This is a genomic window from Sphingobacterium sp. ML3W, from assembly GCF_029542085.1.
Classification (GTDB): domain Bacteria; phylum Bacteroidota; class Bacteroidia; order Sphingobacteriales; family Sphingobacteriaceae; genus Sphingobacterium.
Map to the genome: position 1 here is coordinate 5,529,165 of NZ_CP107036.1, position 21,497 is coordinate 5,550,661.

Here is a 21,497-nt window from a genome sequence, read left to right on the forward strand (position 1 = left end):
GGAAGCCCTCAGCGTTAACAACGACTGAGGGCTTCCTGTATAGGATATGTATCCAATGGCTAGTCTTCGAAAAGCTTGCTTTCGAAATCTGTATGGCTATTGACCAGTTTTCCTTCGGTACCAAAATAGATTTCTTGGAAGCTTAACGTCCGTATCGCATCTACTTTGCGGTAGAATTTATCTGCGGATACTTCAGATAAGGTTTTGAAACCACAGGCTTCCATAATCTCAACGGTAGCGCGTAATGTATTGCGATGGAATTGGGCTACGCGTACATACTTGTCATTAACATCTAGCCCTTTGTACAGGTGCGGTTGTTGCGTTGCAACACCTACCGGACAAACGTCTTCATTACATTTTAAGGCTTGAATACAACCCAACGCGAACATCATTCCACGTGCACTATAGCATGCGTCAGCACCTAGAGCAATAACTTTTAGGATATCAAACCCAGTAACAATACGGCTTGACACAATCACTTTGATGTGTTTCTTCAGACCAAATGCGATCAACGTTTTGGTTACAAAAGTTAATGCATCATAAAGAGGCATCCCTAGGTTGTCTGTAAATTCCAAGGGTGCAGCACCTGTACCACCTTCAGAACCATCGACTGAGATAAAATCTGGGAAGATCTGCGTATTCTGCATGGCATGACAGATGTCCATAAACTCATGCTTGTCACCTATACATATTTTAAATCCGATCGGTTTTCCTCCAGATAGTTCCCGCATGTGCTGGATGAAGCGCATCATTTCCGTTGGCGAAGAGAATGCACTATGTGCAGGAGGAGACATGACATCTGTTCCAGGGATAACGTGGCGTATTGCCGCGACCTCAGGTGTATTTTTAGCAGCTGGTAAGATACCTCCGTGACCAGGTTTCGCGCCCTGTGAAAGCTTAAGCTCGATCATCTTCACGTTTTCACGGTTTGATTTTTCCCGGAATAGCTCAGCGTCAAACTTGCCTTCCGAATTACGACATCCGAAATAACCTGTACCAACCTGCCAGATCAGATCACCACCGTTATTGTGATAGTCACTGATACCACCTTCTCCGGTGTTGTGCGCGAAATTTTGTAAGGCGGCGCCTTTGTTTAATGCAGTGATAGCTGTTTTGCTCAAAGCACCGTAACTCATCGCTGAGATATTGAAAACACTTAAACTATAAGGTTTTTTACAGGATTCGTTTCCAACTGTCGTACGTAAATCGTGATTTTCGATATGACAGGGAAAAACGGAATGTGCTGCCCATTCGTTACCGACCGCTTGTGGATCGGTTTGCATACCAAATGCTACGGTCTCGCGTTGATTTTTTGCCCGCTGATAAACAATGGAACGCTGTCTTCTATTGAATGGACGACCATCCATATCCGATTCCCAAAAGTATTGTCTCAACTCAGGACGGATCGATTCGAAGATATAACGAAAGTATCCAACAAGAGGGTAGTTTCGCAAAATCGCATGTTTGGTTTGGAAACTATGGTATAAGGCGATCAATAATAATGGGAATGGAAAGATCAATAACCAAAACCAGCTTGATGTAAATATTAAGCCAAATGATACAATGATTAAATTAATCACAATCATTATTGAAATAATGAGTTTTCTAACTTCCATAGAAAATACGATTGTTTAGTTTTAATTCGCTATTTTAATGTTTAGTCCAATTGAATATATTACTGCTCAATTAGCATTCCAAAATGCGCTTTTGGACAGAGCAAATGTACTAAAGTTCCCCAAGTAAATGGATATATTTACTATGCTAGAATAAGTTTTGATAAGTTTATAACTGTTTCTAACAAACTATTTTCTTTTAGTAATCTGTTGCGATAAAAGTTGATAGATTTGCTGTAAATCCGGTTTATTACTAATAAATTTCAAATGTTTTTGCTGTGTCGCTTCATCACCCCGGATCGCTGGACCTGTCTGAACTGTTATTGGAACATGATTTTGAACTTTTTCTGCCGTTTCTAAAATGATCGGTCTGACCAGGTCAAAGGAAAGATTATGTTCTTCCAATAGTTCATAAGCAAACTGATAAAGGATATTCGAGAAGTTATTAACCATGACCGAAGACAGATGGATCGCCAGCCGTTGCTTTGAATTGCAATAGATACTATGGGTTGAAAAGGTACCTGCAAGTTGGAGTAAAGCCGCTGTATTGCCTTCATTGTTGCCTTCAACACAAAATGGAATTGCTGAAAAATCAATAGTTTTACTTTTGGATAGCGATTGTGGTGGATAGATAACACCAGCATTCTTAAATCGTTTCAGGACATCTAGATCCGTTGCTCCGGAACAATGCACTACAATCCCATTGATGTCTTGCGGTATCGTTTCTACAAGGGTAGGAATAGCCTGGTCTGACACAGCGATAAGATAAAGATCTGCATCACGCTGCAGCTGGCTGAGCTGGTCTGTGCTTGGACAATGAAGCGCAAAGGCCAATGCATCCGCATTGGCCTTTGTTTTACTATAGATCTGAACGATCCGATGTCCTAGCTCTTGAAACGCTTGTCCAAAATGTGTTGCGGCATTTCCGCTCCCTAAAATGACAATGTTCATTATTTCGCTAATTTTCGTTTCTCTTCTTTATTTCTTCTGACAATGGACATGATAAAACCGATGGTCATGATAATCGTTCCACACCAGAAGAAGTTGATGTATGGAAATTTGATCGCTTTAAAAACCACCCATTTTTTCTCAGGTAATGGCTTTTGATAGACCATGATTTCCAACTTGTCTTTGTCCGGTTTGATACCTGTAAACCTAAATTTAAGGCCTTGATCAGTGACATCTTTATTAAAATCATAGATTCCACCATCTTTAATCAAGTAAATGGGCTGTACTTCGTATTGTTTATTATCCGCTGCAACCACTTTTATTTTTAATCCGACCATTACGTCGTTAGGACCTTTTGGGATTTTCTCCAGTTGAGCCTCTTTATTGAGCCCTTCAATCACATAGTACCCATTGCGGTAACGTAAAGTGTCACCGATATTGACTTGATAGGTCGCAGGTTCTTCGTAATCTTCAAAGCCTGTTTTCTCTTCGTTTGCTGTTTTTGAATGCTGTGCCTGGCTCTCCGCTGCCGCAGCCGTAATCAGGGTATATACATCATGCGTAATGTAATGTTTGGTTGCCGGAGTACCGATCAGACCGCCCATCTTGGCATTGTTTTGTGCGAAAGGTTGTAGTACAAACTCTTCTTTCACTTTACCTGTTTCCTCATCAATACGTTCGTATTTGATTTTGTAATAGGTATTTGGCGCAGCAATGCTATCACCTATATAGGTGATTTTATATTCCCCCATTTGTACGGGTTCTCCTTCGGTTAAGAATAAGTTCTCTCCCGGCTTTTCGACTTTGTCAAAACCAGATACTGCGATATAGCCTGTATTGTTGACCGAGATAACTTCATTTGTCGCTGCAGCGACCATAGCACCGATAAGTAGCAGTCCAAAACCAATATGAGCGACCGAAGAACCTGCCAATTTCCATTTACCTTTGACTGCATCACCCAATACCCGGATATTCGCCAGGATACAGAAGATACTGGCAAAGGTGATCAGGATATAGATCAGGTTGGTATATGTTTTGGTAAAATACGAAATAATTGCTGTCAGGATAATGGCTACAGCAAGAGATGCTACAGTTGAAGCCAAGAATTTACGGCTATCGCTGCGTTTGTATTTTAAAAACTGGGTAAACCCGGTCATGATCATGACAATAACGGCGAATCCAGATTGCCATTTATTATAATGTTGAATTGGTTCTAAAGGTGGCGCCACCTTGGTGCCGAAGATTTTGTTAAATACAGGAATAGATGTGGAGGCGATGATCTGTGCACAGGCAACAGTCAGGACCAAAGCACCGATAAACAACCAGAACTCTCTCGAATAAATCTCTTCGTCTTTTTCAGTAATCGGCATCTCTTTCTTCTTAACGACAAGAAAGACGACCATAATTACTAAAAATGCTACATTGAACAAAATCAACTGCCCACTCATGCCTAAATCGGTAAACGAGTGTACTGAAGTCTCGCCGAGGACACCACTACGCGTTAGGTAGGAGGCATAGATCACCAGCACAAAGCTGATCATAGCTAGGAATGTTGCGGTGAAATAAGAATGTCCCGAATTTTTATAGGCGATCATCACGTGAACTGCGGCGATCAAGGTGAACCAAGGAATAATAGACGCATTTTCCACCGGATCCCAAGCCCAGAAGCCGCCAAAGTTAAGTGCTTCGTATGCCCAAAAAGACCCCATAATAATCCCAGCTCCAAGAATCATAACCGCAAATAGAGCCCATGGAAGCGCAGCACTGATCCATTCCTTATAGCGTTTGGTCCATAGGGCTCCAGTCGCATAAGCAAAAGGAACAATCATGGACGCAAAACCAAGGAATAAGGTCGGTGGGTGAATCACCATCCAATAATTTTGTAAAAGTGGATTTAAGCCATTACCATCTGTGATCAATGATAAATAGTTTGCTTGTTTTAAGATCGGAATATCCATTGCATCACGCAAAAGGATAAATGGAGAACTACCGATACGTAATCCAAAAATTTCTACACCAACGATCATGGATGCCAAAAACGCCTGGCATAACATCACAAAAGTCATGACGGAAGTTTCCCAGCTTTTGGCTTTGAATAGCAATATTGCTCCTAGTACTGTTTGCCAGAACATCCAGAGCCAGAAACTTCCTTCCTGCCCTTCCCAAAAGCTGGAAATGATATAATACGTTGGTAATGTCTTGGATGAGTGTGCCCAAGCATAATTGTACTCAAATAAATGATTATAGATGATATAAAATAAGGTTGCACCGATAGCGACAACAGAAACGGCATTAATCCAGAATCCAATGCGGGCGATCTTTTTCCATGAAGTCTCTTCAGGGTTTTTAGTCGCGAAAAAATAAGCGATACAAGATAAAAGTGCGGCACCAAAGGAAAGAACAATAAAGAATTGTCCGATCTGCCCAGGTAGCAGGTGCTCACCAACGTAATTAACGTCCATTGAAAAATTGATTTTACAAATTAATTATTGAAAGCTGTGGCATTGATTTCAGTCACGACCGATTTATCGTTGTATTTCGATGGACACTTCATCAATATTTTACTCGCTCTAAACACATTCCCGTCCATTTTGCCCGTCAATACAATTTGTTCTGAACGCTCAATGTCCTGAGGTTTTGCGCCTCTGAATACAACCTCACATTCTGTACCTTCATTGTCGTACATGAAAAAGCTGAATTTATTGGCATCTGTTTTCGGGTCATAGTGAAGTACCTTATCTTTGTTGAGCTGGCCGACCACATATAGTTCTGTTTTCTTTTCTTTTGCCTCGGTAAATGTCGAGTAGGTACTTGAATCCGTATAGATGACAAGTATCATGGCAATAGCCACTGCAATAATAGCGATTAGAATGATGGAACTTTTTTTCATTAGTATTATTTGTTTTTATCGGTAATGAAACTATCATGAGCAATTGTTCGAACGATGAACTAAAACTGATGACGGTTTCATTCGTATGATTTGTTTATGCTATTGTGCCAACCTTTGGTGATCTTCATGTTCCCAGTAAAAGCTTGTGTATCGATAGCAATGAATCCCTTATAAGCATTCATTTTGACAAAAGCTGACACTTAATCGAATGCAAAATTACAAATAGATTTGCGAAGAAAGGAATAATGCAACTTTTCGACATTATTTATATTTGTTCTAAATAGGTTGTTGTGCCTGAAAAAATGAGGTATATTTGGATGCTTTTGAATAATTTAAGTTGAGATTTAATATTTTATTGCAGTTTATATCGCATGAATTTTACAATTGCCTGTTAATATGAGTGTTGCTTTGCGGTCTTTACTGCTCTTATATGGAGTTGTATTTCCATTTTTTTTGGTTTTTGGGCAGGTAAGGTTGCGCAACCAAGAGGTTTCCCTTCAAAATGACAATGATGTCTATCTATTGATTGGCCAGGACCGATATTATACCAACGGTATCAATGTCAATTACCGTATTGCACTACCAACAGGAGGGGCTTCAGAGATTTCGAATACCGTATTGGATTTCGAAGTCGGACAGCGCATCTACAATGGTATTAGTATTATAGATTATCGTAGACAGAATAAGAAATACGACAGACCTTTCGCCGGATACCTTTATTTGAGCGCATCGGGTACTCGTTTTTTGAAAGCTGATCAGGTGGTTGAACTTAAAGTCGAATTGGGGCAGATTGGTTCCCGGTCTTATGGCGAAGGTGCACAGAAGTTTATCCATCATCTGTTTGGAATGTATGAGGCTACGGGCTGGGATACCGCATTGCGCAATGCCTTTGGTGTAGATCTACAGGCGAAATATCTGAAAGGAATTTATCGGGATCAAGCAGGAGCATTCGATCTCGGGATAATGGGTAGAGGCACTCTGGGGATGAACAATACTAATATGGAGGTTGGAATTCCAATCCGTGCAGGTAAACTTAAATCGTACCATGCATCGACCTTTACACATGGGCATTTGACAGAGGCTAGAAGTAATGATGACAAAGAATGGTACTTTGTTTATCAACCTAGTTTGGCCCGGATCTTTTATAATTCAACGATACAAGGAGGGCTGGGGAAAGATGATCCTATAGGCGGATTATATCAGATCGAACCTTGGATGCTAAGTCATCGCATAGGTTTCAGTTGGTCCAATCACAAGGTCAATTATGGTATTAATTATATTTTTAATTCCAAGGAACTTAAGTCGGTGTTTCACCGGCATCAGTATGGACAGCTATTTTTTGCATATCGGTTTTAACCACTGCTAACCGTTTTTTCTGCGATCGGGTCTGAGAGCTTTTGTCCGATTAGCCGGGTGGTCAACATAGCAGCAACGGTATCGCCGGTCGCATTGAGCATTGTGGCTAGTGGATCTACCAATGTCGCAATAATCATAATGGATGGAATGACTTCTGTGGGCATCTGATAAACTGATATGATCAGCATTTCGCCGATATATCCCCCATTAGGAATGCCGCCAGCCACGATGCTGACCAATAAGGTGATCCCTACAGCCATAACCAGGTTGGTTGGGTCAAAAAAATCCTTTCCGCTCAACAGCAAAGCGATATAAATTTTAAAAATACAAGCAATAGCTGAACCATGTTTATGCAGCGTTGTGCCTAAAGGGATGACCACGCTTGCGACAGTATCGGGGATGCCGATTTGTTTTGCAGCCAGTAAGTTGGCCGGCATGGTGGCGAGGCTGCTGCAGCTACTCAGTGCTGTCAATGAGGGGAGAATATTGTTTTGCCAGTAGCGTTTGACTCCTTTGATGCCGAAAGCGAGAAACGCAAATAAACTAAATATTGTAAAGAAATAGAGTAGGCCAAAGATATAGTACAGACCAATAGGTTTGGCGTAAAAGCCGAAGAGCTGTGGGCCGAGTGTTCCAACCTGATAGGCAAAATAGGCACCCAGTCCGATGGGCGCCAACTGCATTACCATGACCAATAAATTGCCCATGACGGCATTGCCGGAGTTGATAAATTTTCGGAACATATCTGCTGAGGAACCGGATTTACGTGTCGCGATCCCCACTAAAAATGAAAATATTACAAAGGCCAGCATATTTTGCCGGGACAATAGACTGGAAAATTCACTAACAGTCAGGAACCGGACCATCTTTTCACCCCAAGAGTCCTGTGAGGCGGTGTCAATGATTTCCTTCGCTTGTTCAATAGGGAGGTCGGAACTAACAGGAAATAGGTAGAGGAAAATAACACTTGTTATACCTGCAACCAAAATGCCGATTACAAATACGAGTGACATCATGCCGATAATACGGCCCAATACGCTGTCCCCTTCAATATTGGCTACAGACGAAGCTATGGCAAAAAAGACCAGCGGTATGACGCTGACAAAAAGCAGATTTAGGAAGATATCCCCAATTGGCTTCAGGTTGTTCACAAAATGTGGAAAAAAGACCCCAATTAAACTTCCGATACCGATGCCAAGAAGGAGGAGCAGGATGCTGCCATAGTTCTGTATAAAAGTTTTTGCAGAGTATTCCATTAGGTTCTGTGATTGTTTAGCGTTTATGACGCTAAAATAATCTTTTTATCGATTATTTTCATTTTAACACTTGGATAAAGATTAATCGGGATTTATTCGAGCCAGCTTTTTATCTTTGAGCGGATATACATACAGAAGACCATCACTGTGACTGGGAGAGCCTGAGAATGTGAGCGCAGCTTGCGTCACAGGCTTATGCTGTTTTTGTGGCGATCTGGTGTACAGCGTGTTAGATCTGGCGATGCGTATGGGATATTTACTTTATCAAAAATATAATGACTAAGATGGATTTTGTAACAACCGCAGATGGTTCCAAAACATTGTACAATGCAGAGATAGGTGAATGCTACCATTCTAAGCATGGTGCTGTTCAGGAAAGCAAACATGTATTTATCAAAACTGGTTTGGATCATTTCGTGCAACAAACGGGAGCTTCGAAGGTTGCTATACTGGAAGTGGGATTTGGTACCGGACTGAACTTTCTGCAAACGGCCGAACATATTGGGGGCAAGTCGTTTCAGGTAGACTATGTCGGAATCGAAGGTTTTCCATTACCGCTAACGACTATCGCTGAGACAGGGTATAATGAGAACGTAGATGCAGCTGTCTGGTCGGCTTATCTGAATAATTATGAAGCCGCATTGCAGCAACAGGTGCAAATTCACGAACGCTTACAACTCACCATTGCCCATACCTTATTGATGGATTTCCAATCCGAAAAAAGATTCGATGTGGTGTATTTTGATGCTTTTGCAGCCATACATCAGCCCGAAATGTGGAGCGATGTGGCATTGGCGCATGTCGCGCAATTCGTTAAACCGGGAGGTGTTTTTGTTACTTATGCCATTACCGGTAACCTCAAACGCAGCATGAAATCACTGGGTTTCTCTATTGAGAAGGCTCCGGGGGCTCCGGGAAAAAGAGAAATGTTGCGGGCGACAAAACTATAGCCAACTTATTGTCCCACTTTTAATTATTGTTAACTGTTTGATAATCTAAAAAGTGTTTTCTAATTTAGCCGTGATATTAAGGCTAACCTAATAGTTCACTTTCCGCTACCTCATGACAGATTCACAGTTGATAGACAGTTTGAAGGAAGACAACCAGACAGGGTTTGTGGCTATTTATCATAAGTACTACAAACAGCTGCTTTTCTTTATTCTTCGATATCTGAAAGAGGTCGATGTCGCGGAAGAGATTGTGGCGGATGTTTTTATCAAGGTATGGTCCCGTCGATGCGATTTTCATTCGATGGAAAGTCTGAGGGCTTTTATTTATATTACGGCAAAACATGCCAGCCTCAACGCTATTCGGGACAAACGTACAAAAGGTATTCAAGAACCTTTATCCAATTATGAGGATCTACTTACGGATGACCACGATGCTTTTTCAAAGATGATTCATGCAGAACTGGTACATGCCATCTTCAATGAAGTTGAAAAATTGCCTGAAAAACAAAAAGAAGTCTTTAATCTAACTTATCTGGAAGATAAGACTGTAGAAGAAATTGCAGACCAACTGCAAATGAGTCCAGCCGCTGTATACACGAACCGCTCCCGCGCAGTGAATACTATTAGAGGGCTTTTGGGGGCAAAGGATGCTTTAACACTTATTGCATTCCTATCCTTTGTCAGTAAGTAACAGACAGCAAGTAGAAAACAGGAAATCAATGTCTAACAGCATTTATTGCTTCCGCAATATAAGGCTTAATGTTTTTTTTTTTTTTTTGAAAATATTAATCTGATACACAGTCTTTTAATTATTTTTGTATTTTTTTCTGTAAGATAATTTTATGCTTCGTGTTTCTATCGTCAACAAGGAAATGAAAAGAACACCATGTATACGATAGATCATATTATTCAATTACTTCAAGCTTACCTAAAAGGGGAAATTCTCCCTGATAAGCATGCCGAATTAAGCATGCTGTTTGAAAAATATCCAGAATTACAGGACTTGGCTAAGAAATTGGAAGATCCGGCAAATTTGCGGAAAGAATTACAAGCTTACGAGGAATTTTCGACGTCAGATCAGACGCAAGAACAAAGGATTCTGTCGAATATTATGGATAAAATCGATGCCCAGGCAGATCAACAGCCCAAACACCGATGGAGGCAGTATGGTTGGTATGCTGCCGCGGCTTGTTTTATTGCAGTTTTTGGCTTGGGAATATGGCAGATAAATAAACGAGATGGGATAAATACGTCGGATCCCGCTACTCCTGTTGATGCTGTTAAATTGGCGGAAAATCTTCTTCCCGGTGGAAATAGAGCTACCCTTCAGCTTGCGGATGGTACCGGTATCGGACTTGATCAACAGCAGATGGGGATCGTGATGGGCGATGAGATAACCTATACAGATGGTTCAGTCGCCTTAGCGACTGCAAAAGATGAAAAACGCATGATGATCTTGTCAACTCCCCGTGGTGGACAATATCAGATCGCCCTTGCAGATGGGACCAAGGTTTGGCTCAATGCGGATACACGTCTGCGCTACCCAAATAAATTTACGGATGAACAACGTGTGGTAGAACTGGATGGGGAAGCTTATTTTGAAGTAGCCAAAGCAGCTGGAAAGCCATTCATCGTTGTTACAGCAAAGGAAAAAGTCGAAGTGTTGGGAACTCATTTCAATGTCTATTCTTTTCCAAAAGAGAAGGAGTCCAAAGTTTCTCTGCTGGAGGGTAAAGTAAAAGTCTCCGTTCCGGCAGGAAAGACAAGGCTACTTCAGCCGGGGGAGCAGGCTTCGGTACAAGGAGAAGAACTTTCTGTACAACAGGTACCCGTGGATGAAAGTATTGCTTGGAAGAATGACGAATTTATGTTCAATAACGAGCCTTTGGGAACAGCGCTCGCTCAGGTAGCACGCTGGTATGACATTGAAATTGATATTGACCCAAGTGTAGCCAAGATGAAGCTATGGGGGTCGGTTTCACGACTTGATAATTTTGATAAAGTGTTAAAAATCATAAAGATGACCGATGATAAAATTAAGGTTCAAATCGAAGGAAGGAGGGTCAGATTGATGAAATAAGAGCCAAAAATTACCTATATCCTATTTCGTTCGATCAAAAAGCTGAGGAAGGTGGTACTTCCCCAGCACATTTTGGTCCGAAATTTTATGAAAACGCGCTTAACTGTTTATTAAACTAACAAACCAATCAAATGTAATGAAAAAGTATAAATACCTCATTATTATGAAAATGATTATTATGCTTCTTTTATTTACACTGGGGCAGCTCCATGCTGGAAGTTTTGCCCAGACAGTAAATATTAAAAAGAAGAATAGTTCGATCGTCAACGTATTTCGTGAAATCAAAAAGCAGACCGGATATACTGTTCTGTGCAAATCAGAAATCGTAAATAATACGCCTGCTATTACGGTTGATTTCAATAACGTTCCTTTGGATCGTGCTTTGACAGAGCTCCTTACTCCACATGGTTTAACCTATTTTAAGGAGGGGAAATCAATCGTTGTTAAGGCTGGAAAGACTGATTTGGCGATTGATCGCTCGCATGGCACGGCGAAAGACAACACGCTTGAGCTGCAAAAGAACATTCATGGTCAGGTCACCGATCAGCAGGGTAAGGCCCTTTCAGGTGTAAGTGTTACCATAAAAGGAAGTAAAACTACTGTAGGCACCGACCAAAATGGAAATTATTCGATTGCTGCCAACCGCGGAGCGACGTTAGTTTTCAGTTTTTTAGGTTACGACCGCAAGGAGGTTGAAGTCAATGGGGAAACGCACAACGTAAGCCTGCAGTTTAGCCAATCCAATCTGGAGGAAGTAGTAGTCACGGGCTATGGAACTTTTAAGAAGTCAGATTATACGGGATCGGCTTCTACGATTCGTACCGACCGGATGGCGGATGTTCCGGCAGTAAACTTTTCGACCATGCTGCAGGGCAATGCACCCGGTGTTCAGGTGAACTCCCTATCGGGACAACCTGGAGGAGCGACCGATATCCGTATCCGTGGTATGGGTTCCATTAATGCCTCCAACAAACCTTTGTTCGTTATCGATGGTGTACCTGTGATGTCCGAAAATATTGCTTCAAGTGAGTCGAATAATGCTGGATTGGATGTGATGTCGACCATAAATAGCTCCGATATCGAGCAAATTACCGTCATCAAAGATGCGGCGGCAGCTTCCCTTTACGGTTCACGTGCTGCAGGTGGTGTGATCTTAATTACCACCAAGTCCGGTAAAGCAGGTAAACCTGTGTTTTCAGTGAAGGGAGACTATGGATTATCAAGTCAGGCAACAGATTTTCGTGAAGTGATGGATGGGCCACAACGACGTGAGATGCTTTTGGAGGGCCTGCGCAATAGAGCTCGCTACCTGGATAAGCTAACGGATGAGACCCAGATTGAAGATTATGCGCAGGCGAATATTGATAAATATGCACCTAAGCCGACAAGCGGCTGGGCAGATTGGAAAAAGGAACTGTTTCGTCGCAACTCACCTTTCAGAAATGCAGATATATCTGCTTCGGGCGGAGATAGCAAACTTTCCTATTATACATCCATGGGATATACCAACCAAACGGGATTATCCTATCAATCGGGCTTCGAGCGCCTCACTGGGAGGTTGAACGTCAAGTACAAAATGAGTGAAAAGATGGAATTGGGAGCCAATATCCTGTATTCCAATATTACACAGGACGTCAATTCTGAAGGGGGGGGGTATACCTCGCCAATCTATTCTTCACGGCATAAAATTACGGCATCAGAGCCGGTTTATAACGAAGATGGATCTTTCTTCCTGGATTTCTTTTCCAATGGCCCACGTAATCCCAAGGCTTCTTCCTTATACAATTTCCGACGGGAAAAAGGTGACCGCTCATTCAATACGGTTTTTGCAAACTACAAATTCATTGATGGTCTAGTATTTAATACAACCTTTAGTCTGGATCATACAACAACCCGCTATAACTCTTGGTCGGATCCCCGTACCTCGGATGGCGAAAAAACGAATGGTTCCTTGACCACAAGTTTTTCGGATTATAAACAAATGGTATGGCGCAATAGCCTAACCTATACCAAAACATTGGCGGAGAAGCATCATTTGGATATATTGGGAGGCTATGAAGTGAATACTTATCGTAAAGAAGGATTGAGCGGTGCCAAGGACAATTTTCCGACCGTGGATAAAACGGTATTGTCCAATGGTTCGGTTTTGATTGATGCTTCGGGATCCAATAGTGAATGGCGTTTGCTGTCTTACCTGTCGCGCGCTAATTATAATTTTGATGACAAGTACTTTTTAGGAGGTAGTATTCGTATGGATGGTAGCTCGCGTATCCACCGCAGCAACCGCTGGGGAACATTCTGGTCGTTGTCCGGAGCTTGGAAGTTTACAAAAGAAGACTTTATGGCATCTTTAAATGATGTAATCAGTGATGGTAAAATCCGTGTTTCTTATGGTACCAATGGTACTTTGCCATCCAGCTACTATACCTATATGGATTTGACAGGTTTTGGATTTCCGTACAGGAATAACCCTGGCATAAGGGAGATCCAGATTGGAAATCCGGGTCTGAAATGGGAAAAACAGAATAATCTCAATATAGGTTTAGATTTACGTTTGTTTGAAAGACTGGGGCTTACCTTTGAATGGTACCAACGTCAGTCATCGGATTTGTTGAACGATGTTCCTACATCTTATACAACGGGATTCTCATCCTATCTGAGCAATATTGGAACGATTCGCAATTCGGGTATTGAGCTCGACTTGAATGCAGATATTCTACGAAATGGTGCATTTAAATGGACATCGAGCTTAAACTTTGGAATGAACCGTAATAAGACGATTGCCTTATCTGATGGTAGTTCGGAACTGCGGGATGGAACACAGATTCACCGCATCGGTCAACCATGGTATAGCTATTATTTAATTGAATTTGCAGGGATTAACAAAGAAACTGGTGTCCCACAATATTACATCAATGATCCTGCTCAACCAGGTTCTAGAGAAACCACCGAAGATTATACTGCTGCAACGCGGATATTGTATAAGAGTGCAGATCCCAAGCTTGTGGGTGGTTTTACCAACACATTCCGTTATAAATTCCTGGATCTGAATTTCACCTGGACTTATTCCCTAGGTGGAAATTCCTATGACAGTGGTGCGCAGAAAACGGAATTGGGTGGTAAAACAGGTTATGACAATATTCCAAAATATTACGAGCGGAGATGGCAAAAGCCAGGCGATGAAACCGATATTGAGATGTTTATGGTCGGAAATAAATATGACATGAGCAGTGTGGCCAATACACGCCGCGTGCATTCTACTGACCATATCCGTTTGAAAAACCTGACTTTCGGGGTTTCTATTCCGCAGCATATCTCCCGTAGACTAAAAGTGAGTAATATCCGAGCTTTCTGTTCTGGTATGAACTTACTGACCTTTGCGGCCTATAAAAACTACGACCCTGAGGTACCTGTAAATGGAGTGGTATATTTCGAATCCCCTAAATTGAAGACGGTAACCTTCGGTTTGGATGTTAAATTTTAAGAAGCAAGCACTGATTCGTTCATGATTATAATTTCATTTTTCAGATGAAGGGAATTTTAAAATTTAATCATGGTAATCACCCCACCAGTATGATGGGAAAAAATAAAATAGAGATGAAGAATATAGTATCAATAGCGTTATTGTCCTGTACATTGCTGACAGGCTGTGGCAACAAATGGCTGGAGACAGCACAGCCAAGCACCTCGACTGAAAGTTCGGAGGCCATTAAATCGGCAAATGAGGCGAGTTACGCATTAAATGGTATTTACGATATTATGCGTGGTTATGAATATTATGGCGCGCGCATGACGTACTACGCTGATGTCACTGGCGAGGATATGCTCGCCAATGGTGACACAAAGCGTGCAGCAGGTTATTATCTTTTTGACTTTAATAAGGATAATACACCATCCTCACTTTGGTATCAACCTTACCGTGTGATCCGTAATGCAAACGGAGTATTGGCCTATGTAAATACTGTGCCAGTTGATCAAATGACCGATGTGCTCAAGGACATCAAGGGCCAGGCATTAACCATGCGTGCGATAGCCCATTTCGACTTGGTCAAAGTATTTGGTGCACCGTACGCGGTAAATCAAGGCGCTTCTTTAGGGGTGCCTATCGAGACGGAGAAGCATGTGTCTACAAGTAAGCCTGCACGAAATACAGTTAAGGAGGTATATGCCCAGATTATTACAGATCTTGAAGGGGCAGATAGTCTATTGAGCACAGCAAGAAATGATGGTAAGCTGAATAGATTCGCTGCAGAGCAAGTATTGGCGCGGGCTTATCTCTATACTGGAGAAAATGCAAAGGCCTTTTCAATGGCTGCCGCGTTGATCAAAAATGCCGAAGCAGCGGCAAGTTCAAAAAAAGGGCAATACCAATTGTGGAAAAACGAGGAGTATGCGACGGTGTGGTCGAAGGACTTTACAAGCGAAATATTGTTTCAGTTGTCAAATACCAAAGTAGAGGCCAGTGACTCAAAAGAGGGGATTGGCAACCTGTTGTGGCGCCTGGGGTACAATGACATTATTCTTTCAGATGATTATATGAATTTGCTTAAAGATGATCCGAATGATGTGCGTCAAAAAGTGATTACCAAATATACCAGCAAGCAGGTCGATTATTACTATTTGAATAAATATCCGGGCAACACGGCGGAGAACGAAAATCCAGAGTTTGCTGATATTCCCGTGCTTCGCTTATCGGAAGCATATTTGATTGCGGCTGAGGCAGCGGTGAAATTGGGTGATAATAGCAATGCGCTTAATTATTTAAATGCCATTGTCAAACGCGCCAATCCGGCAAAGTCGGTAAGTGGAACGGTGGACCTGAACCGTGTGATGGAAGAACGTCGTCGTGAGCTCGTTGGTGAGGGTCATCGTTTATTTGATGCAATGCGCAATAACCTGCGGATAGAACGTAAAGGTAAGGCGCACGTTTCGCCCTTATTGCGACCAGAGACAAAGTCATTTGACCGAACATACTTCAAAACGCAGATGGCTATTCCGAGAAGGGAAATAGACGTAAATCCAAATATTGTTCAAAATACAGGTTATTAAAATACGTCACAATGCAAAACAATCGGAAATATAATCTTAAACACCTATGTACTGATCCAGTTTGGATCAGTACACGGTACTTTTTACTTTTTATATTGTTTGGTTTTCAGCAGTTGCGCGCACAGACCCAACAACTACTGGGGCAACATGATGGCCCATATTTATTCTACGAAGCGGGAGCTACCAAATCTGTACGCGTAGTTGATGGAAAGATACAGATCGATAATTCGCTTAAAGAGCCTTTCTCGGTGTCCACAGAAGATGGTCAATATCATTTTGAGGTTTCACGTCACCCGATAACAGTTCCCAAAGGGGTTTATCGTCCTAGTGACAAGATTATGGTGCTTTCCGATCCGCACGGTGACTTTGCCTCTTTTTATGCTATTCTAAAAGCGCAAAAGGTGATCGGTACAAATTATGAATGGACTTTTGGAAAAAATCAACTTGTCATTATAGGAGATGTATTTGATCGGGGAAAAGATGTCCTGCCGATTTTTTGGCTGATCTATAAATTGGAACATGAAGCCGTTAAGGCTGGAGGACAGGTTCATTTTTTGCTTGGCAATCATGAGGAAATGTTGATGCGTGGAAATTATAAATATACGCAGGATAAATATAAGGTATTAGCAGATTCCATTGGTAAAAGTTACCGTGATTTTTGGGCCTTGGATACGGAATTGGGTCGATGGCTGCAGAGCAAGAATACGATGGAGCAAATAGGTGATTATCTTTTTGTACATGCGGGGCTGAGTACGGCAATGCTGGATCCAAAATGGACTATTCCTACAGTTAATGATTCTGTTCGCCGTTATCTGTTTCATACTAAGGAAGAGCGGCAGCAGTCGGAGGCGGCATCATTTCTCTTTGGCAGCGAAGGTCCATTATGGTACCGTGGTATGGTGGTCAAGGAGGAAAAATACCATCCGTTGGATGAAGAGGATTTGAATAGTATGATGAAAATATATGGTGCTAAGCATATTTTTGTTGGGCATACTATTTTCCCTGAAGTAAGTAGTTTTTATGAAGGAAAGGTTTACGGTGTGAATGTCAGTAACGAGTCCAACCGACTGAAAGGACGTAGCCGGGGGCTGCTAATCGAGGGCGGTAAAATTAAGGTAATCTACGATGACATTACCAAGAATAAAGCAGTAAATTAGATCGCTTAGGCATCGCATTAATGATAAAAGGCCGGAATTTAATTCCGGCCTTTTGTTGTATTATCGATACCAGAAAGGAAACATCATTTAGATTTAAAGTGATTATATACGAATGATCGATCATTTAAGGATCAATAATAAATGCACCGACAATTGCGGCGGGATGCAAATCTTTATTATTTAGCAAGGAATAATTTTCGCTGAATCTTTCATAGTATTCGATATTCATTCCAATAAGTACTGTTTCAGCATCTTGATAGTTGACATCAAATAGTAATTCTTCCAATTCAACATCTTTTGAAGGTGCCTGTAAGTTTAATGGAATCTGGTGTTTATGCCAGCGAATATATTGCTGCTTGTCAAAATTGAATATGGCGATCATCAAATTTATTTTCATGAGATTGCAGTATCTCGGGCGATGAATATCTTTTTGCATATCAAACTTTGGAAACTGTATGACGATTTGCTTTGAGTCCAACAATTTTATTTCTGGGTCGAAATGCATGAAATCGTGTATGTGGCATTTTTCGACGAACTGGAAATTGATGAGACGATCAATTTTTCCACCACGGACTGTCTTTTCGCCCACAGGAGCTCTGTTTGCCCGGGTCACTCTTTTTAAGTGATTGATGAGTCGGTTGTGCATGGTACTGTCGTGCATATTCAGGTGTATTTCGCCCATTATATGTCTGATACGGGATCCTGCGGTACTAACGTGTCCAAAATCTATCGCGGCGGCTTTTGTTGCCTTCGTTTGTTTTGTTTTACGTCCTGGGCCAGTTTGCACAATTGTTTTTTCATTTGATTTTCGAAAGACAAGGTTCCCAACCAAGCCTTTCAAACTACCGTTTTCTAGTATAGCCATAGATTGAATTTAAGTATTTAAAATACTGAAAAACAAATAATTGTTTCTTTTTAAGAAAATGGAAATTGGTAAGTATGGGGCTTTATAAAAATGATAATGGCTGGTAAATGAGCATTATGAAATTTGTAGTTTGATTTTTTGATAAACCTTTCAAGTAAAGATTTATAGCGGATATGGCATGGACGCAAGCCCCCTGCTTCGATGCCCTTTCGCATCTCCTCCGATGCATCTCCGTATCATGGTAAGGGTGTATCCATGGTGAGAGCGACATGAGTCCGTGGTGAGTCCGAGTTATACACGGAGACAAGGCGGTAGCATGGCTGTCAGAAAACGCTCTTATCTGCTCGTAAGTACGAATAAGGCCTAAAGATGCCCCGAATCATCTTCGAAAGAAAGTTAATAGTCGATAAAACACGGACTCCATTCTGAAAAGTAACACCAATGAGACACTATTGGAGCTACTCCACGCATTTATAATTGGTAAATGGAGAAATAGACCAAATAGTTCTTTAATAAGTTAGATTACTTATCAACATAAATAGAATTGATGTTCAGTGAATTAACATACTTATCCACATTTTATAAGCCACTTAACAGACGGATATAGTTGTCAATATACAGTTGTTTGTCTTTTGATTTATATTGTTGGATATAACGGGGATGATCCAGGATGGTCATCTTGCCAAATAGTTTCTCCTCTTTGTTGATTTTGGCTAAAAAGGTTGCATTTTTCTTTCCGAGGACAAAGACTTCCTCCGTTTCGAGTCCCATGTTGATATGTTGTTTTAGGGATTCAACCATAAATGGTCTGACCATTTCAAAAAGCTGCTTATCGTCGTAATAGTTTGCATTAATCCAATTGTCAGGTTTTGTATGTCTAACGATGGCTAGCGGGAAAGGGGAGTTGATGTAAAATTGGCTATAGAAAACTTCAGGGCCGCCATAAGCTTCAATCAAATCATACATAAAGACCGAGGAGATTTCATGTGTATGGGCAGATTGCATTTTTATACCACAGGCACTGTATAGCCTTTTGGTGTCGGTAAAAGGAACGCCGGTTACGCCTGCACCATGTCTGCTGGGGTTGATTCCGATGATAAATTTACGTTGGAGATTGTCATTATAGTACTTATTGTAAAATTGCTGCATGACGATCAGTGTCTCGGGGTTGTCGAGGTAGGGGTTGATGACATTGAAATCGACAGGAAGATCCCCATGATAGACGAGCTGTTTGTTGAATGTAATTACTTTTTCGGCAAATGTGACCATAATGGATGCTTTAGAAGAAATATACGGATTCTGAAGAGAATTATAAACAAGAAAAGGGTGTCGATTTGCAATGCCCCCAAAAAGTTAGACACTTTCTGGGGGCATTTTTATGAGAAAAAACAAAAAACATAGTTTGGAATTCAAACTTAGTCTTGTCGATCGGATCGTTCATGGATATTGTTCAGCAAAAAGCATCGCTAAAGAACATTCTCTATCCTATGATATGGTCCGGCGTTGGCACAAGCAATTCGAGTCGTTTGGCATTGAAGGCCTCAGGCCCCGCGGAGGTAATGCAGTCTATCCGCAGTCCTTTAAAATCTCCGTGCTCCAAACAATCCAAGAAGAATCTCTATCTTTGATGGAGGCCATGCTGCGCTTTAATCTTCCGAGTCCTTCTATTATCGTTAATTGGCGGAAGCAGGTTGCAGCACATGGTTTTGAGGGGCTAAAGCCCCAGGTTAAAGGCCGCCAACCGATGGAAAAGAACGACAAATTACCCAACAAACGAAAGAAGCCCGCTTCTAAGGTTCCCCTGACTAAGGAAGAACAACTCCAGCAGGAACTGGAGTACTTACGAGCGGAAAATGCTCTGCTAAAAAAGTTACATGCCTTAGTTCAAAAAGACAGCAAGCACAAGCCATGATGGAACTAAGGCCAAGGTTTAGCTTAGAGATTCTTCTGAGCTGCATGAAAATGGCAAGGAGTACCTTTATTATTATCTCGGGGATCGTGGTCGACAGGACAAATATACCCAGCTCAAAGAGGCTATCAAGAGTACCTATAGTATTCATAAGGGCAGATATGGGTATCGTCGGATCACCCTGAGTATTCGTAAGGATGGGTATAAAATAAACCACAAGACTGTCTATAGACTGATGGGGGATCTCGGTCTGAAAAGTTCGGTCAGGGTGAAAAAATACCGTTCTTATAGAGGTGAGCCCGGAAAGATAGCACAAAACGTCCTTGAAAGAAACTTCAAAGCTGCCAAACCCTTTCAAAAATGGTCTACCGATGTTACCGAATTCAGGGTAAAGGATAAAAAATTATATCTTTCACCGATCATCGATCTGTTCAATCAGGAGATCATTAGTTATAACTTAAGTGATCGACCAAACTTCTCAGGGATAATGGACATGCTTGATAAGGCCATAGGAAAACTTGATACTGATTCCTGTGGACTCATTCTACATTCCGACCAGGGATGGCAGTACCAAATGGTACAATACAAAAAAAACTAAAACAAAAAGGGATTATACAGAGCATGTCCCGAAAAGTAAATTGCCTGGACAATGCCATAATCGGGAACTTTTTCGGGATTCTAAAATCAGAACTCTATTATCAGAAGAAATATGAATCAAGTGATCAACTTAAAAAAGATATCAGAGATTATATCGATTATTATAACAACAAAAGGATAAAACTCAATTTAAACGGAATGAGCCCGATGGAATATCGAGCTCATTATAATAACAAATCTAATAACTAAATTTGTCTAAACTTTTGGGGGCACTCTAATTGACACCCTTTTCTTGTTTATATTTTGAGATCTGATTAGTGACCTTGCGTGCCATCTACACCATGAGAATGTCCGTGGGACAATTCTTCTTCAGTAGCAGGGCGTACAGTTAAGATTTCGATATCGAAATTTAACGTTTTACCAGCCATTGGGTGGTTTAGATCTGCAATAACAATTTCTGGAGTTACTTCAGCAACTACAGCACGGAATTGGTTTCCTTGGTTATCTTGCAAAGGCAATACTTCACCTACTGGAGGTAAACCTGTTTCTTTGAACATATCTACTGGCAATTGCGCGAATGCTCTTTCGTCTTTTTCACCGTAAGCATCTTCTGGTGCCAATTCGAAAGAAATTTTGTCACCCACGTTTAAGTCAGCGATGTTTTCTTCAAATTTAGGCAACATCATACCTACACCATATAAGAAGTCTAAAGGTTGTTCTGCAGTTGTTTCTTCAACGAAAACTTTTTCACCGTTTTCTACTGTGTGAAGTCTGTACGTCAATGCTACGACGTCGTTTGCTTTTATAGCCATCTGATTTTGATTTTT

General features: G+C 41.3%; 17 protein-coding genes. 9 read left to right on the forward strand and 8 right to left on the reverse strand.

Features of this window, described 5'->3' with window-relative positions; genetic code table 11:
* Positions 1 to 59 precede the first annotated feature (59 nt).
* From OGI71_RS22885 to OGI71_RS22900, 4 genes are all read right to left on the reverse strand, one after another.
* A complete protein-coding gene (locus OGI71_RS22885) occupies positions 60 to 1,616 on the reverse strand; it encodes an FMN-binding glutamate synthase family protein (RefSeq protein WP_282252218.1) in 1,557 nt (518 codons plus the stop codon).
* Between the two features lie 186 nt (positions 1,617 to 1,802).
* On the reverse strand, positions 1,803 to 2,564 hold the full coding sequence (locus tag OGI71_RS22890; RefSeq protein ID WP_282252220.1) for a Rossmann-like and DUF2520 domain-containing protein: 762 nt from the start codon (positions 2,562 to 2,564) through the stop codon (positions 1,803 to 1,805).
* Positions 2,564 to 5,023: a cytochrome c biogenesis protein CcsA gene (ccsA, locus tag OGI71_RS22895; protein WP_282252222.1), complete on the reverse strand. Its 2,460-nt coding sequence runs from the start codon at positions 5,021 to 5,023 to the stop codon at positions 2,564 to 2,566. Before ccsA ends, OGI71_RS22890 begins: the two co-directional genes overlap by 1 nt.
* Before the next feature lie 20 nt (positions 5,024 to 5,043).
* Positions 5,044 to 5,451, reverse strand: coding sequence for a cytochrome c maturation protein CcmE (locus OGI71_RS22900; RefSeq protein WP_120260530.1), 408 nt, complete (start codon positions 5,449 to 5,451; stop codon positions 5,044 to 5,046).
* A 396-nt stretch (positions 5,452 to 5,847) separates the two neighbouring features.
* Here OGI71_RS22900 and OGI71_RS22905 point away from each other — a divergent pair, with 396 nt between their 5' ends.
* Positions 5,848 to 6,807: a lipid A deacylase LpxR family protein gene (locus OGI71_RS22905; protein ID WP_282252225.1), complete on the forward strand. Its 960-nt coding sequence runs from the start codon at positions 5,848 to 5,850 to the stop codon at positions 6,805 to 6,807.
* On the opposite strand, the gene OGI71_RS22910 is transcribed toward OGI71_RS22905, so the two are convergent.
* Complete coding sequence (locus OGI71_RS22910; protein ID WP_282252226.1) at positions 6,804 to 8,063, reverse strand: dicarboxylate/amino acid:cation symporter; 1,260 nt, start codon at positions 8,061 to 8,063, stop codon at positions 6,804 to 6,806. The genes OGI71_RS22905 and OGI71_RS22910 overlap by 4 nt on opposite strands.
* Before the next feature lie 284 nt (positions 8,064 to 8,347).
* Between OGI71_RS22910 and mnmD the strand changes: the two genes are divergently transcribed.
* The 6 genes from mnmD to OGI71_RS22940 all read left to right on the forward strand — a co-directional run bounded on the left by mnmD (position 8,348) and on the right by OGI71_RS22940 (position 17,299).
* On the forward strand, positions 8,348 to 9,013 hold the full coding sequence (gene mnmD, locus OGI71_RS22915; protein ID WP_282252227.1) for a tRNA (5-methylaminomethyl-2-thiouridine)(34)-methyltransferase MnmD: 666 nt from the start codon (positions 8,348 to 8,350) through the stop codon (positions 9,011 to 9,013).
* A 112-nt stretch (positions 9,014 to 9,125) separates the two neighbouring features.
* Positions 9,126 to 9,704 (forward strand): sigma-70 family RNA polymerase sigma factor, encoded by a 579-nt coding sequence (locus OGI71_RS22920; protein ID WP_282252229.1) that lies wholly within the window; start codon positions 9,126 to 9,128, stop codon positions 9,702 to 9,704.
* Between the two features lie 195 nt (positions 9,705 to 9,899).
* The gene (locus OGI71_RS22925; RefSeq protein WP_282252231.1) at positions 9,900 to 11,093 is read left to right on the forward strand and encodes a FecR domain-containing protein; all 1,194 of its coding nucleotides are present in this window, start codon (positions 9,900 to 9,902) and stop codon (positions 11,091 to 11,093) included.
* Positions 11,094 to 11,229: 136 nt separating this feature from the next.
* On the forward strand, positions 11,230 to 14,577 hold the full coding sequence (locus tag OGI71_RS22930; protein ID WP_282252232.1) for a SusC/RagA family TonB-linked outer membrane protein: 3,348 nt from the start codon (positions 11,230 to 11,232) through the stop codon (positions 14,575 to 14,577).
* Between the two features lie 113 nt (positions 14,578 to 14,690).
* Positions 14,691 to 16,142: a RagB/SusD family nutrient uptake outer membrane protein gene (locus OGI71_RS22935; RefSeq protein ID WP_282252234.1), complete on the forward strand. Its 1,452-nt coding sequence runs from the start codon at positions 14,691 to 14,693 to the stop codon at positions 16,140 to 16,142.
* Positions 16,143 to 16,153: 11 nt separating this feature from the next.
* On the forward strand, positions 16,154 to 17,299 hold the full coding sequence (locus OGI71_RS22940) for a metallophosphoesterase (protein WP_282252236.1): 1,146 nt from the start codon (positions 16,154 to 16,156) through the stop codon (positions 17,297 to 17,299).
* Between the two features lie 124 nt (positions 17,300 to 17,423).
* Here OGI71_RS22940 and OGI71_RS22945 read toward each other — a convergent pair whose 3' ends face one another.
* Positions 17,424 to 18,164, reverse strand: a complete 741-nt coding sequence (locus tag OGI71_RS22945) for a hypothetical protein (RefSeq protein ID WP_282252238.1) — start codon at positions 18,162 to 18,164, stop codon at positions 17,424 to 17,426.
* 579 nt (positions 18,165 to 18,743) lie between these two features.
* Entirely contained in the window at positions 18,744 to 19,433 is a 690-nt protein-coding gene (locus tag OGI71_RS22950; protein WP_282252239.1) for an SMUG2 DNA glycosylase family protein, read from the reverse strand.
* Between the two features lie 109 nt (positions 19,434 to 19,542).
* On the opposite strand from OGI71_RS22950, the gene OGI71_RS22955 reads away from it, so the two are divergent.
* Both OGI71_RS22955 and OGI71_RS22960 read left to right on the forward strand, forming a co-directional pair.
* Positions 19,543 to 20,076 (forward strand): transposase, encoded by a 534-nt coding sequence (locus OGI71_RS22955; RefSeq protein ID WP_282252241.1) that lies wholly within the window; start codon positions 19,543 to 19,545, stop codon positions 20,074 to 20,076.
* Positions 20,077 to 20,116: 40 nt separating this feature from the next.
* Positions 20,117 to 20,671, forward strand: a complete 555-nt coding sequence (locus OGI71_RS22960) for an IS3 family transposase (protein ID WP_282256159.1) — start codon at positions 20,117 to 20,119, stop codon at positions 20,669 to 20,671.
* Between the two features lie 313 nt (positions 20,672 to 20,984).
* Here OGI71_RS22960 and OGI71_RS22965 read toward each other — a convergent pair whose 3' ends face one another.
* Positions 20,985 to 21,482, reverse strand: a complete 498-nt coding sequence (locus OGI71_RS22965; protein ID WP_077438840.1) for a peptidylprolyl isomerase — start codon at positions 21,480 to 21,482, stop codon at positions 20,985 to 20,987.
* Positions 21,483 to 21,497: the final 15 nt, after the last annotated feature.